The sequence below is a fragment of the Pandoraea commovens genome, from assembly GCF_902459615.1.
Lineage (GTDB): Bacteria > Pseudomonadota > Gammaproteobacteria > Burkholderiales > Burkholderiaceae > Pandoraea > Pandoraea commovens.
Genome location: NZ_CABPSA010000002.1, coordinates 383,716 through 401,118 on the forward strand (window position 1 = coordinate 383,716; position 17,403 = coordinate 401,118).

Annotated in this window: 10 protein-coding genes; 5 read left to right on the plus strand and 5 right to left on the minus strand. The window is 64.1% G+C overall.

Translation table 11 applies throughout. The features are described from left to right. Window positions 1-40 precede the first annotated feature (40 nt). Complete coding sequence (locus tag PCO31010_RS07940) at window positions 41-1,342, minus strand: NAD(P)/FAD-dependent oxidoreductase (RefSeq protein ID WP_150663780.1); 1,302 nt, start codon at window positions 1,340-1,342, stop codon at window positions 41-43. 159 nt (window positions 1,343-1,501) lie between these two features. On the opposite strand from PCO31010_RS07940, the gene PCO31010_RS07945 reads away from it, so the two are divergent. From PCO31010_RS07945 to PCO31010_RS07955, 3 genes are all read left to right on the plus strand, one after another. Then, window positions 1,502-2,161 (plus strand): TetR/AcrR family transcriptional regulator, encoded by a 660-nt coding sequence (locus tag PCO31010_RS07945; protein ID WP_150663781.1) that lies wholly within the window; start codon window positions 1,502-1,504, stop codon window positions 2,159-2,161. 110 nt (window positions 2,162-2,271) lie between these two features. Continuing rightward, entirely contained in the window at window positions 2,272-2,625 is a 354-nt protein-coding gene (locus PCO31010_RS07950) for a RidA family protein (RefSeq protein WP_150663782.1), read from the plus strand. 130 nt (window positions 2,626-2,755) lie between these two features. Next, a complete protein-coding gene (locus PCO31010_RS07955) occupies window positions 2,756-3,988 on the plus strand; it encodes an NAD(P)/FAD-dependent oxidoreductase (RefSeq protein ID WP_150663783.1) in 1,233 nt (410 codons plus the stop codon). On the opposite strand, the gene PCO31010_RS07960 is transcribed toward PCO31010_RS07955, so the two are convergent. The 4 genes from PCO31010_RS07960 to PCO31010_RS07975 all read right to left on the minus strand — a co-directional run bounded on the left by PCO31010_RS07960 (window position 3,989) and on the right by PCO31010_RS07975 (window position 10,022). Beyond that, window positions 3,989-5,638 (minus strand): C40 family peptidase, encoded by a 1,650-nt coding sequence (locus PCO31010_RS07960; protein WP_150663784.1) that lies wholly within the window; start codon window positions 5,636-5,638, stop codon window positions 3,989-3,991. A 120-nt stretch (window positions 5,639-5,758) separates the two neighbouring features. After that, window positions 5,759-8,263: a TonB-dependent siderophore receptor gene (locus PCO31010_RS07965; RefSeq protein WP_174984491.1), complete on the minus strand. Its 2,505-nt coding sequence runs from the start codon at window positions 8,261-8,263 to the stop codon at window positions 5,759-5,761. A 125-nt stretch (window positions 8,264-8,388) separates the two neighbouring features. Beyond that, window positions 8,389-9,492, minus strand: coding sequence for a FecR domain-containing protein (locus tag PCO31010_RS07970; protein ID WP_150663786.1), 1,104 nt, complete (start codon window positions 9,490-9,492; stop codon window positions 8,389-8,391). After that, window positions 9,489-10,022, minus strand: coding sequence for a sigma-70 family RNA polymerase sigma factor (locus PCO31010_RS07975; protein WP_246184503.1), 534 nt, complete (start codon window positions 10,020-10,022; stop codon window positions 9,489-9,491). The genes PCO31010_RS07970 and PCO31010_RS07975 overlap by 4 nt, the downstream gene beginning before the upstream one ends. Before the next feature lie 307 nt (window positions 10,023-10,329). Between PCO31010_RS07975 and uvrA the strand changes: the two genes are divergently transcribed. Continuing rightward, entirely contained in the window at window positions 10,330-16,275 is a 5,946-nt protein-coding gene (gene uvrA, locus PCO31010_RS07980) for an excinuclease ABC subunit UvrA (protein ID WP_150663787.1), read from the plus strand. 343 nt (window positions 16,276-16,618) lie between these two features. Beyond that, window positions 16,619-16,927: a DUF4148 domain-containing protein gene (locus tag PCO31010_RS07985; RefSeq protein WP_150663788.1), complete on the plus strand. Its 309-nt coding sequence runs from the start codon at window positions 16,619-16,621 to the stop codon at window positions 16,925-16,927. The last annotated feature ends 476 nt before the right edge of the window (window positions 16,928-17,403 follow it).

The following is a 17,403-nucleotide window of genomic DNA, read 5'->3' on the forward strand; positions in this document are numbered from 1 at the left end:
CCGCTTCGGTTCGGGCAATTGGTTCGATCGCTTCGCATGTTCAGGCCAGCCGGATGCGCGGCCCGCGAAGGCCGCCGAGTTTTTCCGCGCCCAGCAACACCGTCGCGCGGGCGAACCCGTGCAGCGCGTGCTGATGACGCCGGTACAACATGGCGTGGCTCCACTGCGCAAAGCGTCCGCGCACGATGCCACCTTTGAAAAAGCCGAATCGCCCGAGGGCGCCAGACGCGTTGTAGCCAGACAGCGACAACGACGCGCCAGGGTCGCGATAAGCGAACGGCGGAATTGCGCGGCCTTCAAGCCACGCGCCCAGATGACGGCCGAGATGCGCCGCCTGTTGCGTTGCCACCTGTGCCGTCGGCGGCAATGCATACTCGTCCTGCCCCACGCCCGACGACGTGAACGACGCACAATCGCCCAGCGCGAAAATGCGTTCGTCCTGTGCCGTCTGCAACGTGGCGCGCACGACGACCTGATTCGCTGCGTTGGTCGTCAGTCCACCGATGCCGCGCAGACAATCCGGCGCTTTCACGCCCGCCGCCCACACCAGCAAATCGCCGGGAATGAGCTGGCCGTCGTCGCGGTAAAAGCCGTCACGGTCGGCGCAAACGACGCGCGTATCCGTCAGCACACGAAAACCGAGTTGTTCGAGTTGATCTTGCGTCGAAGCGGAGACGTCGGGCGGAAACGCGCCAAGCAGACGCGGCCCGCGCTCGATCAGCGTGAGCTTCAGCCGCTCGCAAATCTGCGGATCGCCGTAACCGGCCGCCATCGCGAACGTTCGGCTGAGTTCTGCCGCCAGCGCAACGCCTGTGGTGCCGCCACCGGCGATGACAATGCGCAACGCATCGTCGTTCACGGCGCTGCGCAGCGATTCGCAATGCAATGCAGCGTTGAATGCCGTCGCCTGCGGCTGGCTGTCGATGAAGTGACAAACGTCACGCACACCGGGTAGCGAGGCGTCGTCCGCTTGTGAGCCCAGCGCGAGCACCAGCGCGTCGTAAGGCACACGGCGCTCGCTGAGCAAACGCTTGCCGTCGTGGCCTTCCATTTCCTCCAGCACAATCTCCCGGCGCTCGCGGTCCAGACCGCTCATGCGTCCCGCCTGATACGTGAAACCGTTGCTGCACGCATGCGAGAGGTACGCCACCTGGCTGTGCGCGACGTCGCACGTGCCTGCCGCAACGGTGTGCAGCATCGGCTTCCAGAGATGGGTGGGATGACTGTCGACGAGTGTCACGCGCACAGCACCGGCACGGCCGAGCGTTCTGCCCAGACGAGTTGCCAGCATCAAGCCGGCGATACCGCCACCGACAATCACGATTCGGTTTGCGCGAGACATTTGGGGGGGAAATGTCCAATTCAACAAGTGATGAATAAGCGCATAATAGCGAGCGTGTACCCGGCATGTCAAATAGGACGTGTCTGGGGAGGCAGGTACGTTCGGGTCGGGTAGACTTGGCGTATTGCTGTCGCGAAATCCGTCCCACCCCATCGCTCAATGACTCCTGATAAAGCCCTTTCGCAAGCCGAACCGCCCCGCAAACGCACGCGTGGGCGTCCTACGTGCGACTGCACGCATGGTGCCGACGCGTTGCTTCTGAACGCCCGTCGCATCTTCGCGCAACGAGGGTTCTATGCGAGCAGCGTGCGGCAGATCGCCGAAGCGTCCGGGGTCGATGCTGCGTTGATTTCGCACCATTTCGGTTCGAAAGAAGCGCTTTGGGTCGCGGTTGTCGATCAGATTGCGGCACTCACGCATGCAATGGTCGAAGAAACGCATGCCCTGCGCGACGCGCCGGGCGACGCGTCCGAGCGAATCGAAAAGGCCGTGCGTGTATTCGTGGAAGCGGTGTTCGATAACCCGGACGTCGGTATGTTCTTTTCGACGGCGGCGACCGAGGAAGGCGAGCGGCTCGACATTCTCACGCAGCGGCTCGTGCGTCCGTATCGCGACGCGATGGTGCCGCTCGTTGCCGACTGGCTCAAGGCGCAGAATCGTCCCGTATCCGACGCCGACGTGATGTTCTTCATGCTGACGTCGGCCATCAGCAAGACCGTCTCTTACCGTCACATGATGGGACCGTTCCTGCCCCCGGAAGGCATGGCCGATCTCAAGCGCACGGTGCTCGATTGCGCGATGGCGTTGATCCGGCAATGAGGCAACGCTGAGAAGATGGACGTCCCAACGCGGGAAGTCCGCAAGCGTCGTATAAGATAGCGGCACCCGGGCCGACTCCCGGCCCGCCTTTTTCTTTACGGTGCCCCCCTATGTCGAACGAAATCAAGCGTCTGCACACCAACGCTCGCATGAGCCAGATCGTGATCGCCAACGGCGTCGTGTATCTGGCCGGTCAGGTCCCCGACACCGCCAACGTGTCCGTCACGCAGCAAACCACCGAAATTCTCACGCGCATCGATTCGCTGCTCACTGAGGCGGGTGTGAACAAGTCGCGTCTGCTGACCGCGAACATCTGGCTGTCGGACGCCAAGCACTTCGCCGAATTCAACGCCGTGTGGGACGCCTGGGTCCCCGAAGGTCACGCCCCGACGCGTGCCTGCGTGCAATCGCCGCTCATGCGTGCTGGCCTGGAAGTCGAAATCGCCGTGACCGCGCTGGCGTAATTCCGCCGTTCGTCACCTGTCCGTGCGCGCGCAGCGCATGGATGTCGGGCTCATTCGCGCGTCGTGTGATGCGCATGAGCCCGCTCCCCCTCCTTCTCTGATGGTCTGACGGCTCGTCGGACACCCGCTCATGACGTACGACGCCCTAGTGCTCGGTGCCGGTATCGTTGGTGTTTCCGTGGCTGTGCATTTGCAGCGACGCGGCATGTCGGTCGCGCTCATCGACCGCAAGTCGCCCGGCAACGAAACCTCGTTCGGCAACGCCGGGCTGATTCAACGCGAAGGCGTCTATCCGTACGCATTTCCGCGCGACCTCGGCACGCTGCTGCGCTACGCGCGCAATCGCTCCACGGACGTGCGTTATCACCCGTCCGCCATGGGGACCGTCGGGCCCTTTCTCGCGCGCTACTGGTATCACTCGGAACCCGCCCGTCATGCGGCCATCGCGCGCGACTACAGCACGCTGATTGCGCATTGCGTGACGGAGCATCGCGACCTGATCGCGGCGTCACGCGCCGGGGCGTTGCTGCGTGAAGGCGGTTGGGTGAAAGTGTTTCGCACGGCGTCTGCGATGGACGCTGCACAACGTGACGCCGAGCGTTGGCGCAACGAATACGACGTGCCGTTCGAGCGTCTCGATGCGACGCAATTGCGTGCGGACGAGCCATCGCTCACGCACACGTTGGTGGGCGGATTGCGTTATACGGCGTCCGATTCGGTGAGCGACCCCGGCGCGCTGGTCGCCGCCTATGCGCGTTACTTCGAATCGCTCGGCGGGCGCATTTTTACCGGCGACGCGACCACATTGCAGCCGCACTGGTCGGTGCAGACCGAAGTCGGTCGTATCGAAGGCCGTCGCGCGGTCGTTGCATTAGGACCGTGGGCGGACACCGTGACCCGAGCGCTCGGCTACCGCTTCCCGCTCGCCGTCAAACGCGGTTATCACATGCACTATCGCGCCCAGCCGGATGCGAAGCTGAGTCAACCGGTGCTCGATGCCGAGTACGGCTTTCTTATCACGCCGATGACGGGCGGCATTCGTCTGACGACGGGTGTCGAGCTCGGCCTGCGCGACACGCCGCCCACGCCGGTGCAACTGGCGGCCGTCGAACCGCTGGCGCGCGAGACGTTCCCGCTCGGCGAGCGCGTCGATCCGGTGCCGTGGCTCGGACGCCGTCCCTGCACACCGGACATGAAGCCGATCATCGGCCCCGCGCCGGGGCATCGCGACCTGTGGTTCGCGTTCGGTCACGCGCATCACGGCCTTACGCTCGGGCCAGTGACGGGACGCCTCGTCGCCGAGATGATGACGGGCGACACGCTGGTGGTCGATCCCGCGCCGTTCCGCGCCGAACGTTTCTGATCACTGCGGCATCTCCTCCGGGGAGTCGACGCTGGGCGATGGCGTCGACTCGTTCGATGCGCTACCGTCGATTAGGCCTATCACGCTGATCTCGAACAGCGGCTTGCCAGCGAGCGAACGCACCGCCGGGTCTTCCGGATAGGTCTTGAGCAACGGCAGGATCACCGATCCGCCAATGACATTGCGACGGCTGTTATCTGCTGGCGATAATCCCCACACGTTCTGATACGTCATCGGCACGCTCACGCCGTCACGCTCGGCATTGCCCAGATACAACATGATGTGACCGTTGATGTGGATCAGCGTCATGAGCGGCCGACCGCGCTCGGCGAGCGTGCGCAGGCGTGTGTCGATGTCGGCATTGCGCAGATCGGTGCGCCGACCTGCACGCAACTGATCGGACGAATGCCGCGGTAGCCACACGCCGAACGGCGCGAACAGACTGCGCGTCTCGGCCGAGCAATCGTTATAGAAGAGCGTGTTGCCCCATCCGTACGGACGTCCGATCTGTTGCTTCATCACCTGCGCCATATGACGCGGCGTCAGCGTCCACGGCATCCGCACGAAGGCCGATGCATCGAGCGCAGCCATGCGGACTTGCGCTTGTCGCTGCGCGTCGGCGATGGGGAACATCGCCATCTGACGTCCGTCGCGCGACTGCACAAGCGGCAACACCGTGCCGATGGGGGCGAACGTCCGGTAGAGGGCCGTGGTGGTGCCCGGCACCGTGTCGCTCAATGTCGCATCGCCACGCACGATGGCACCGAGACTGCGCTGTGCGGCGTCACGCCAGGTGGCAACGAAGCGCGCGTCGACGGACGCCACCGTGCGTGCGTCGATCCAGCCGATGAGGTCGGGCGAATACACGAGCAGCCACGCGCCGTCCTGACTGCGCGCGAGTGTGTAGACCGGCGTGCCGGGGCGCAGCGCGGAGTCCTGCAAGGCGTCGAACGGATAGCCTTCGCCCGCTTCACGGAAATCGTAGAACGCGGGATCGTTCGTCGGCAGCAGGCGCACGAGCGCGTTGTCGACGGTGATGCCACGGCGGCGCGGGTCGTATTGCCAACTGGCGTGATCGGCGTCGAGTTGCGCGAGCGCCATGTTGGACTCGATTGCGCGGATCCACGCCTGCGTATGCGGCTGGAAGTTCTCACCGTAGGTCTTGCGAATACCGGGGCGGCTATTGTCGAAGCGGCTAACGCGACGTGCCTGCGAATCGGCGAGCTGCGCTGCGCCGCCCGCATTCAGGAGCGACGTAGAAAGCCATGTGCCGTTCCACGGCGACGGATCGCGCGGTGCGGTGCCGAAGTAGCGAGCGCGGAATACGTCGAACCGGCGGGTCTGTTCCTGCGCGGAAAGCAGCGGCTGATCGTAACCGGGGGCGTCAGGCCGAATCCAGTGATCGACGTCCTGATCGTAATGCTCGATGGGGAAGCGGCTGACGTTGTACTGCGCGGGAGGCGGCGCTGATGCCGTGTGCCCCGCCGCAGGCGGCGATTGGGGGGCGGGAGCGCTGGCGCACGCCGCAAGCATGATGAGCGGCAGGAAGGCAGCCAGCCATGTGAAGCGACGCTGGCTGTCTGAAGAGACGGCGGTGCGGGACGAGAGCGCGCGCTGCAAGGTGCCGCGCGCCGCGAGAATTGCGCCCATGTCGTGCAAAGGAGAGCCCGGATGCCGCCATGCTACTCCATTGACGCGAGGCAACTCCCGAGACGACTGCGCGTTGGGGAAGCGGCTTGCGCGACGCCTCGTCCCCAACGCGTCGGTGACTTACCAGCGCGCCGTCACGCTGCCGATGACCGTGCGGCCCGTGCCGTAGTAGCACTGCACGGTGGTGTTGCAGCCCGCCACGTAGGTGCGGTCGAACAGGTTGGTTGCGTTCAGTTGCAGACGCCAGCGCCAGCCGATGTCGGCGTGCAGCGACGCGTCGACGAGCGTCACACTGGGCACCGAGAACGAGTTCACCGAGTCGCCCGCCGTCTGGCCGAGATAGCGGATACCGGCCCCCGCGCCGAGCTTGGCATCGCCCACACTGCCGAAGTTGTAGTCGGCCCACAGCGACGCCATATTGCGCGGCACGCCATACGGACGCTTGCCCAGATCGGTGTTGTTGCTGCGCGTGACCTCCACGTCCTGATATGTGTAGCTTGCCACCATGTTGAGCTTCGACGTGAGGCTCATGCGGGCTTCGAGTTCCACGCCACGCGAGCGCACTTCGCCCGTCTGAATTGTGTTGCGCGTGTTGGTCGGATCGGCAGTCGAGACGTTTTGCTGCGTCAGGTTGAACAGCGACGCCGTGAAGATGGCATCGGTGTTCACCGGCTGGTACTTCACACCGATTTCGTACTGCTGACCCGTGGTCGGCTCAAGCGGCGTGCCCGCGAGGTTGGTCGAGAGCGTGGGCAGGAACGACGTCGAATAGCTGAAGTACGGCGACAGACCGATAGCCGATTCGTACAGCAGGCCCGCGCGCCACGTGAACTTGTTCGGCGTTTGCTTGACCGACGATTTGTTGAGGTTGTTGTCGGTCGTCGACCACGTGAAGTCTTCCCGGCCACCCAGCGTCAGATACCAGCGGTCCCAGCGCATCTGGTCTTGCAGGTACAGGCCGAGTTGCGTTTGCGTCTGGTCGGTGCTGGTCGTGGGGTTGGCGGGCAACACGCCCTTCACGCCATAAACCGGCGCGTAGAGATCGAGCGACGGTGCGGAGCCCGACCACACGCGGTTCAGGAAGCGCTGCGTCTGGAAGTCCGCGCCGCCGACCACTTTGTGCGCGACGGGGCCGGTCGTCGTGTCGTACTGCACGTTGTTGTCGAGCTGCCAGCCGTTCAGGATCGGCGCGGCCTGATAGGCCGTGCGTTGCAGTGTGCGTTGATCGGCCAGCAGCGCGGTGCCATAGATCGACTTGTAGTCGAGATCCATGTGCGTGAAGCGCGCCGTCGAGCGGAATTGCAGCGCGTCGTTCACGCGGTGTTCAAAGCGGTAGCCGGTGGCGACCTGCGTCTTGCGATAGCGGTCGAACGACGGATCGCCGGTGAGCAGATCGCGGTCGATGCGGCCCCAGCGGGAGTCCTTCACCATGCCCAGCGCCGGGCCATAGCTGACCGATGAGCCCATGTTGTCCTGCATGTAGTTGACGAACCACGTGAAGCTCGTCTGCGCGTTCGGACGCCACGTGATCGACGGCTGAATCATCAGACGGTCGTCGCTCACATTGTCGGTCTGCGCGTTCGACATCCGACCAAGGCCGGTGATGCGATAGAGCAGCGTGCCGTCTTCGTTGGCGGGGCCGGTCATGTCCACACGCAGTTGACGACGGTCGAACGTGCCGTAGTCGACGCCGATCTCGCGGTAGGCTTCCGCGCTCGGTGCCTTGCTCACCAGATTGACGAGACCACCGAGGTTGCCTGCGCCATAGAGGATCGAGCTGGGTCCGCGCAGCACTTCCACACGCTCGAGCGTGTACGGATCGACGCGAACGGCGGCGTAGCTGCCAGGGCGATTCGCGATCTGCGGCACACGCAGGCCGTCCCAGTAGACATCGGCGTTGAAACCGCGAATGTAAAACCAGTCGGCACGGGTGTCGCTGCCGTACGGATCGGCGTTCACCCCGGCGGCGTACTTCAGCGCGTCCGTCACGGTCTGGACGGCCTGATCGTTCATCTGATCGCGCGGGATCACGCTGATCGATTGCGACGTCTGCATGATCGACGTATCCGACTTGGTCGCCGTATCGCTGCGTGTGGCCACATAGCCGACCACTGGACCGCGTGCGACGTCGCGCTCGGCGCGGGCGGTCACGTCGGTCTGCGGCAAGGCGACGGCCGCACCGGTGGTGGTGGCGGCCGATGCGTTCGGAACGGGCGCGACGATGTAGCCGCCGTTCGGCTGGCCGGTCGCTTGCAGGCCCGTGCCTTCGATCAGGATCGCGAGGGCGAGCGACGGCGTGTACGTGCCGGAGGCGCCTGCCGTGCGCTTGTCGGCGATCTGGGCGGCGTCGTACGAGATCATCAGGCCTGTCTGCTGCGCGAAGGCGACCAGCCCTTGTTGCAGCGAACCGGCGGGGATGTGCAGCGACTGCGCGGCGCGTGCGGCGGTGGCCGCTTGTGCCGGTGTCTGTGCATGAGCGTCCGTCGTCGTGAGGACGGTCAGTGCCGACAGGGCGGTCAGCGTGAAGAGCGCCCCGGCGGCGAGGGTGACGGCGCGGTGTGTGTGACGGGCGGGCGCGCGGGCACGTGCGGCACGCGAGAGCGTGTGGCTGACGTGAGAAGACATGACGGCGGTTTCCTTTCCTGGGAGCATCGAAACATCGAATTGGGCTTTCCTGTCTATGCCCCGCGAGATTCGAAAACCCCTCAGTCCGACGTCAAAAAATTTTCGGTGCGTGGGTGACGGCCGTTTCAGGTGTGCGTGCGGTCGCCGCCGATGGCGCGGCGCGTGGGCACTTCGGTGGGTGAACGGCCAGTGTTTGCGCTGGCGTTGTTGCCCGGCTGAACGCGCACGAACCAGCGGGTGTAGCGCTGGACGTCGACGGGCAAGGCGCGCGAGAGCATGTCGAGCACGCGATCGGTGTCGTCGACCGGATAGATGCCCGACACCGGCAAGCGGGCGATCTCCGGCGCGCAGCCGAGATGCCCGCGTCGATAGCGACCCAGTTCGGCAAGGAACGCGCCGAGCGGCATGGCGTGCACGACTAGCATTCCTTGTGTCCACGCGGCAGCTGCATTGGCGACACCGACATCGTCGAAGCGTGAGCGCAGGGCCGTGGCGTCGAAGGTGGCGCCCTGTCCGGCCGTGAGAACGACGGCGGCGTCGGTCGCGTTGGCCGGGACCACGCGCACCGCACCTTCGAGCACGGCCACGGCGGCGCTGTCGTCGTGCTGACGGACGGCGAAACGTGTACCGAGCGCCTGAAGACTGCCCTGAGCGGTGTCGACGAAGAACGGGCGATGCCCGTGATCTGCGTCCGCGCCTGTGGTGACTGCGATTTCCCCGCGCACGAGTCGCAGACGCCGCACGTCCTGCGAGAAGTGCAGGTCGACGGCGGAATCGGTGTTGAGCGCGAGGACAGTGCCGTCAGCAAGCTGTACCGTGCGGCGCTCGCCCACGCCGGTGCTCAGATCGGCACGCCAGGCGTGCACGGTGTTCGAGTCGCTGGCCGACCAGACCGCGCCCGTCACACCCGCGACCGCGATGAGGCCGAGCACGCGGCGTCGACCCTGATTCGCGTTGGCCCGCACGAGCGTGTTGTGCGCAACCAGCGGAGGAATTGTCCGAAGATGTGCGCCGAAGTCCACCAGACGTTGCCACGCGAGCGCGTGTCGTGCGTCGGCGTCATGCCAGCGTTGCCAGTCGGCGTGCGTGTCCGCGTCCGCCTTGTCATTTGTCCCGACAGCTTGCAGGCGGACGAACCATTCGGTGGCCGCAAGCGTGACGGCTTCCGGTAATGACGTGGTGGCTGCGAGGCGGGCGGAGCTCTCGTTGGAGGGCATCGGGCGGATCATGCGGCATCTCCGAAGCAGCAGGCGTGCAGGGCTTTGACGATATGGCGTTGCACGGTCGCGATGGAGATGCCGACGGTCTCGGCGATGTCACGCTGTGCGAGGCCGTCGAGTTGCGACATGAGGAAAACGCGGCGCACGACAGGCGGCAGGCCGTCGAGGCGACGATCGATGTCGATGAGTGTCTGGAGCAGGATGGCGCGGGTCTCGGGGTCGGGCGCGATGGCTTCGGGCTGTGCGGCGAGCGCGTCGAGATAAGCAGCTTCGATCTTGCGATGGCGATGCAGATTGGCGACCAGTCCTTGCGCGACCACAGTGAGAAAGGCGCGGGGTTCGCGCGGGCAGACGGGGGTGTCCTTGCTGAGCAGACGCACGAAAGTGTCGTGCGCGAGGTCGGCGGCGTCGCCGTGATTGCCGAGTTTGCGATGCAGCCAGTTGCGCAGCCAGCCGTGGTGATCGTGATAGAGCGCGGCCACGCCGGACGCGTCCGCGCGTGCGTGATCTTTGCGTCCCCCGTTGTCGTCACGCATCATGATGTTGGCTTGGTCGCCCGAACCGGCAACCGTCGCTGATCTAGCAGCTTTTGAGGTTAATGATAATCATTCGCATCATATCATGACCTATCGTGCGGTGACGGATGGAGGGGGGATTAAGACCACCGCGAATGGGGGATTGGGTTGATGCTGTACAAATGTACAGTACAATCGCAGCGTGCCAGCGACGTCTGGATGCTGCCAGCGGCTGTCGCATCGGCCTGATACAGTAGTTCCCCCGAGGCGCTTATGCGCTCTGTCGTTTTGTCGCTTTGTCCTTTTCGCACTGATACGGCTCTGATACCCAGTGGACAAGTCCTCCTCGAAACCCGACCCGTCGGCCAGCCACGCCATTCGTATTCGTGGCGCCCGCCAGCACAACCTCAAGAATCTCGACGTCGATCTCCAGACCGGTGAGATGACCGTCGTGACCGGTCCGTCCGGTTCCGGCAAGTCCAGTCTGGTCTTCGACACGCTGTTCGCCGAAGGCCAGCGCCGCTATGTCGAGACGTTCAGCGCTTACGCGCGCCAGTTCCTCGACCGCATGGATCGTCCGCAGGTCGACCACGTGGAAGGCGTGCCGCCCGCCATCGCCATCGATCAGACCAACCCCGTGCGCAGCTCGCGCTCGACGGTCGGCACGATGACCGAACTCAACGATCACCTCAAGCTCCTCTTCGCCCGCGCGGCGGCGCTGTTCGATCGCGAAACCGCCCAGCCGGTGCGTCACGACACGCCCGAGACGATCTACGCGGACCTCATGGCGCGCACCGCCCAGAGCGATCCGCGTCTGGTCGTCACCTTCCCGGTCGAGTTGCCCGGTAGCGTCACGCCCGACGAAGTGGAGCAATGGCTCTCGGCGTCCGGTTACACACGCGTGCAGGCTGAGCGCGAAATCACGACCACCGAGGGCACGCGAAAGGTGCTCGACGTTGTCGCCGACCGCTTCCGTCTTCAGAACACGGAGAAGGCGCGCGCGATGGAAGCCATCGAGTCTTCGCTCAAGCGCGGCCGTGCCCGGGTGAACGTCTATGTGCTGGCCGAAGAAGGCGAGCCGGACATCTGGCGCTATTCGCAGGACCTGCATTGCCCCGACAGCGATCTGCATTACGCCGATCCGCAACCCGCGCTCTTCTCGTTCAACTCTGCGTACGGCGCGTGCGAAGCGTGTCGCGGGTTCGGTCGCGTGATCGGCGTCGACCTCGGTCTGGTGATTCCCGACGAACGCAAGACGCTGCGCGGTGGTGCGGTCAAGACGATTCAGACGCCCGCGTGGAAAGAGATTCAGGAAGACCTGCTGGAGTACGCAGGCAAAGCGGGCATCCCGCGCGACACGCCGTGGTCGAAGCTCTCGCCCGAACATCGCGAATGGGTCATCGAAGGCGACCCCGACTGGCAAGGCGAGTGGAACAAGCAGTGGTATGGCATTCGCCGCTTCTTCGGCTATCTGGAGTCGAAGGCGTACAAGATGCACATTCGCGTGCTGCTCTCGAAGTACCGCAGCTACACCACGTGCGACACATGCGGTGGTGCGCGTCTGAAGACCGAAGGTCTGCTGTGGCGACTCGGCTCGAAAGAGAATGCCGACGCCGTGCTGCCGCCCGCCCAGCGCTTCATGCCGCGTGGTGTGTCGTGGTCGCGCGAGCAACTCGAAGCGCTGCCCGGCCTGACGATGCACGATCTGATGCTCATGCCGATCACGCGCGTGCGTCAGTTCTTCGATTCGCTGACGTTGCCGTCCAGCCTGCTCGATGACGCGCTGAAGTTGCTGCAAGAGGAAGTCGGCACGCGTCTGAAGTATCTGTGCGATGTCGGCATCGGCTACCTCACACTCGACCGCCAGAGCCGCACGCTCTCCGGCGGCGAAGTGCAACGTATCAATCTGACGACGGCGCTCGGTACGTCGCTGGTCAACACGCTGTTCGTGCTCGACGAGCCGAGTATCGGTTTGCATCCGCGCGACATGGACCGCATCGTCGCCGCGATGCATCGGTTGCGCGATGCGGGCAACACGCTGGTCGTCGTGGAGCACGATCCGGCTGTGATGCTGGCCGCCGATCGCGTCATCGACATGGGGCCGGGGCCGGGCGAGCGCGGTGGGCAGATTGTGTTCGACGGTACGCCCGAGGAAGTGCGTCACGCCGACACGCTGACCGGCAGCTATCTCGGCGGTCGCAAACATGTGGCGAACGCGTCGAACTGGCGCGCGCGTCCGGTGGACGAGGCGACGCCGCGTCTGACGCTGACCGGTGCCCGCGAGCACAACCTCAAGCACGTCGACGTCGACATTCCGCTGGGACGCCTCGTGTGCGTGACCGGCGTCTCCGGTTCCGGTAAGTCGACGCTGGTGCAGGACATCCTCAGCCCGGCGCTGGCGCGTCACTTCGGTGACCCCACCGAAGCACCGGGTGCGCACGACGAACTGATCGGTGCCGAGCAATTGTCGGGCGTCGTGTTCGTCGACCAGTCGCCTATCGGCAAGACAGCGCGCTCGAATCCGGCAAGTTACGTCGGCGCATTCGACGAAATCCGCAAGCTGTTCGCTGCTGAGCCAGTCGCGCTGCAACGCGGTTACAACGCCAGCACGTTCAGCTTCAACTCCGGTAATGGCCGTTGCCCGACGTGCGGCGGCTCGGGTTTCGAACACGTGGAGATGCAATTCCTGAGCGATGTGTATCTTCGTTGCCCGGATTGCGACGGCAAGCGCTACCGCGCCGAAGTGCTGGACGTGAAGATCCAGCGTGCCATTCCCGGCGAAGCGATGCGCGAACTGAGCGTGTCGGACGTGCTGGAACTGACCGTCAACGAGGCCGTGAAGCTGTTCTCGTCGGATCGCGACGTGCTGCGTGTGTTACAGCCGATCGTGGACGTCGGCCTCGAATACGTGAAGCTCGGCCAGCCGGTGCCGACGCTCTCCGGTGGCGAAGCACAACGTCTGAAGCTCGCCGGTTTCCTTGCAGAAGCGGCGCAGAAGAAGACGGCGAGCGGGCAGAAGGTTGCGCATCGTGGCCGTCTCTTCATCTTCGACGAACCGACGACCGGGCTGCACTTCGACGACATCGCGAAGCTCATGCGCGCGTTCGGCAAGTTGCTCGACGGCGGCAATTCGCTGCTCGTCATCGAACACAATCTGGACGTGGTGCGTGCGGCGGACTGGATCATCGATCTCGGGCCGGAAGGCGGCGAAGGCGGTGGTGAAGTGTTGTGTGCGGGGACACTCGCGCATGTCGTGGCGTGCGAAGGGTCGCACACCGGGCGCGCACTCGCCGAGTACGAACGCACGGTGGTCGCACCTGCACAGGCCGTGGCAGCGGGCAAAGCGTCGAGCGATGTCGGGATGCCGCTGCAAACGGCGTTGCGTACCGCGCGCGCACATCGTAAGCCTGCGGGCGGCGACGACATTCGCATCGTCAATGCGCGCGAACACAACCTGAAATCGCTCGACGTCGCGATCCCGCGTGGCAAGTTCAGCGTCATCACCGGTGTGTCGGGCTCGGGAAAATCGACGCTCGCGTTCGACATTCTGTTCAACGAAGGACAGCGGCGTTACCTCGAATCGCTCAACGCGTATGCGCGGTCCATCGTGCAGCCAGCGGGGCGTCCGGAAGTCGACGCCGTGTATGGCATTCCGCCGACGGTCGCTATCGAGCAACGTCTGTCGCGTGGTGGACGCAAGAGTACCGTCGCGACGACCACGGAAGTCTGGCACTTCCTGCGTCTGCTGTACGTGAAGCTCGGCATCCAGCATTGCATCCACGACGGCGCGCCGGTGACGGCACAAAGCCCCGACTCCATCGTCGCGCAACTCATGCGCGACCGTCGCGGCCAGCACGTGGGACTGCTCGCACCGCTCGTCGTGGGACGTAAGGGGATTTACACCGATCTGGCGAAATGGGCCAAGGCGCGTGGACATTCGCATCTGCGTGTCGACGGCGTTTTCCTGCCGGTCGATCCGTGGCCGAAGCTCGACCGATTCCGCGAACACACCATCGAGTTGCCGGTGGGCGATGTCGTGGTGACGCCTGAGAACGAAGGCTTGCTGCGCACGTTGCTGGCGGCGGCGCTGGAATTGGGCAAGGGCGTGATGCATCTGCTCGCCCCGCTCGACGGTCTGGGCGACACGATGACCGACGAGCAACCGGGCGAAGGCGTAGGCGAGATCGAGGTGTTCTCGGTCAAACGTGCGTGCCCGGTCTGCGGCACGAGCTACCCGGATCTGGATCCGCGCATGTTCTCGTTCAACAGCAAGCACGGCTGGTGCACGACGTGCGTCGGTACGGGGCTCGCACTCACGCGCGAACAGCGTGAAGCGTTCGACGACACCGTCCTCAATCAGGACAATCGTGGTCGCGAGCACTCGCTGCCGTCGCAGGATCAGGAGCCGGAAGATGTGGGCGATCAGCCGTGTCCGGATTGCCACGGCGCGCGCCTGAACGGTGTGGCGCGTGCGGTGACGTTCGACGAACACGCCATCTCCGACGTCGCGCAATGGACCGTGACGGACGTGCGCCAGTGGATTCAGGGCCTCGAACTGCAAGGGCGCGATGCGAGCATCGCCCGCGATCTGATCAGCGAGATTCAGGGGCGTCTGGAGTTTCTGGAAGAAGTGGGCCTCGGCTACCTCACGCTCGACCGCGCCGCACCGACGCTCTCGGGCGGCGAGTCGCAACGTATTCGTCTCGCGGCGCAACTCGGCAGTAACTTGCAGGGCGTGTGCTACGTGCTGGACGAGCCGACTATCGGCTTGCATCCGCGCGACAACGGCATTCTGCTCGGCGCGCTGCGCAAGCTTGGCGATCAGGGCAACACGCTGGTCGTGGTCGAGCACGATGAGGACACGATTCGTCGCGCGGATCACATCATCGACATCGGTCCGGGGGCAGGCAAGCGCGGCGGCACGCTCGTCGCGCAGGGCAATGTGGAGGATCTCGCCTCGCATCCCGATTCGCTGACCGGCAAGTTCCTCGCCCATCCGTTGCAGCATCCGCTTCAGCCGCGCCGCGAAGTCGTTGCACCGGCAAAGGGGGCAAAGGGGGCGACGGGTGCTGAAGCCGTTCCGCCGAACTGGCTGACGGTGCACGGCGCGACGCTTCATAACCTGAAGAACGTGACGGCCTCGCTGCCGTTGTCGCGACTCACGGCGATCACTGGTGTGTCCGGTTCCGGCAAGTCGACGCTCGCGCGCGATGTGCTGATGACGAACCTGCTCGATGCCGTGGGGCGTTCGGTGTTGTCTTCGCCTGCGGAGCGTCGTGCGCGCAAGGGCACGGTGCGCCATGCAGTGAAGGCGGACGGCAAGCCGCGCGCGAAGTCGGAAGCGACCGCAGAGCCGCGTCGTCCGGTGGTGCATGCGTGGCACGGGTGCGAATCCGTCACGGGCTGGGAGACGATCGATCGTGTGCTCGAAGTCGACCAGACGCCTATCGGCAAGACACCGCGCTCGTGCCCGGCCACCTATATCGGGTTCTGGGACACCATCCGACGTCTGTTCGCCGATACGCTCGAAGCCCGCGCGCGTGGCTACTCGGCCTCGCGCTTCTCGTTCAACACGGGCGAGGGCCGGTGCCCGGCCTGTGAAGGTCAGGGCGTGCGGACCATCGGCATGAGCTTCCTGGCGGACGTGAAGGTGCTTTGCGACGTCTGCCACGGGCAGCGCTTCAACGCCGAAACATTGGCGGTGACGTGGCGCGGCAAGAGCATCGGCGACGTGCTGACGATGGAAGTCGATGAAGCCGTGGAATTCTTCGCGTCGATGCCCAGCATTGCGCATCCGCTGCAACTGATGAAGGACGTCGGGCTGGGGTACCTCACGCTGGGGCAGCCGTCGCCGACGTTATCGGGCGGCGAAGCGCAGCGCATCAAGCTGGTGACGGAACTGACCAAGGTGCGCGACGACATTACGCGTCGCGGACAGAAGTCGCCGCACACGCTGTACGTCCTCGACGAGCCGACCGTCGGGTTGCACATGGCGGACGTGGCACGTCTGATCAATGTGCTGCACCGACTGGTGAACGGGGGGCATACGGTTGTCGTCATCGAGCACAACCTCGACGTGATTGCCGAAGCCGACTGGATCGTCGACATGGGACCGGAGGGCGGCAAGGACGGCGGTACCGTGGTCGCCTCGACGTCGCCGGACGAACTGGCGAAGGTCAAGGCTAGCCACACCGGCATCGCACTCAAACCGGTGCTCGCTCAGACGGCTGGAACCGGTGCCACGGTGGTGACGCCGGAGGAAGTGACCGCGAAGTAGTAGTAAGCGGCTGCGACCGAGCGCCATTCGGCATTTGCCAGCGAGTCAGACGGGACGCCTGCATCAGGCGTCCCGTTTTCATTTGCGGCTTTCAATGGGGAATATCGTATACGATTTCATGTATTAATAAATCTTCCGATATGCCTGGATTTTAAAAGAGGCGTGCACTTACTTCCGGCGCGATTGATGCTTCATCGGACTTAGCCATAAGTTCCTAATTATTTCTAAAATAGAAATTAGAAATAGACAATTATAGACTTTATTGCGATAGGTGCGACTAATACACTTCAACTGTCGACGATGAATTGAACATCGCCTCTTTCAAACAGACAGGAGAAATACCATGAAGCGCACTCTTATTACCTCGGCCCTCGTTTCCGCAATGCTGGCTGTCTCGGCTGGTTCGGCTTTCGCTAGCGACGCTTTCGACGGTCCCTCGGAATTCTCGTGGGTTCCGCAAACCAGCGTGCTGACCCGCGCTCAAGTTCGTGAAGAACTGGTGCAAGCGCAAAAGGCCGGTCTCGTGGTCCAACACGACACGGTGTACCCGAAGGCAGCCCCGAGCGCACAACCGGCAACGGCCAGCGCCCCGGTCACGATGGGTTCGGTTGGCGGTCTGCAACAAGCCGGTACGACCTACTTCGGTAACTAATCGCACTTGCGAATCGCTGTACTTGCCGTAACCCCGTGAGCCAGCGCTAATTCAGCGCGACGCGACTCCGGGAAAGCAGTCTCCGATACCAAATCGGCCGCCTTGTTTGCGGCCGATTTTGTTTTGGGCGCTCGCTTTTCACTTCATCCTCTTCTGCCAGACAGCGCAGCACCTGTGGACAAGCCTGTAGATAACCTTGTTATCAAGCTGTGTCAGGGTTGTGGGTAAGCCTGTGGATACCCGTGGGATATGCGGTGGAAAAGCGGGGTGAAAGTCGGCAAAAAGACGTGGATAACCCGTGAGTATCCGGTGGATATGTGGTGAATATCCTGTGCATGACCCCGGGGCAATCCTGTGGATTTCCTGTGGGGATCTGCGAAATTTCTGTGATTAAGCTGTGGATGGCCTGTGAATAGATTCGCGCGAGCGAGTCGCAGATGCCCGCCTGACGTGCCTCTGCGGCAAGACGTCCATCG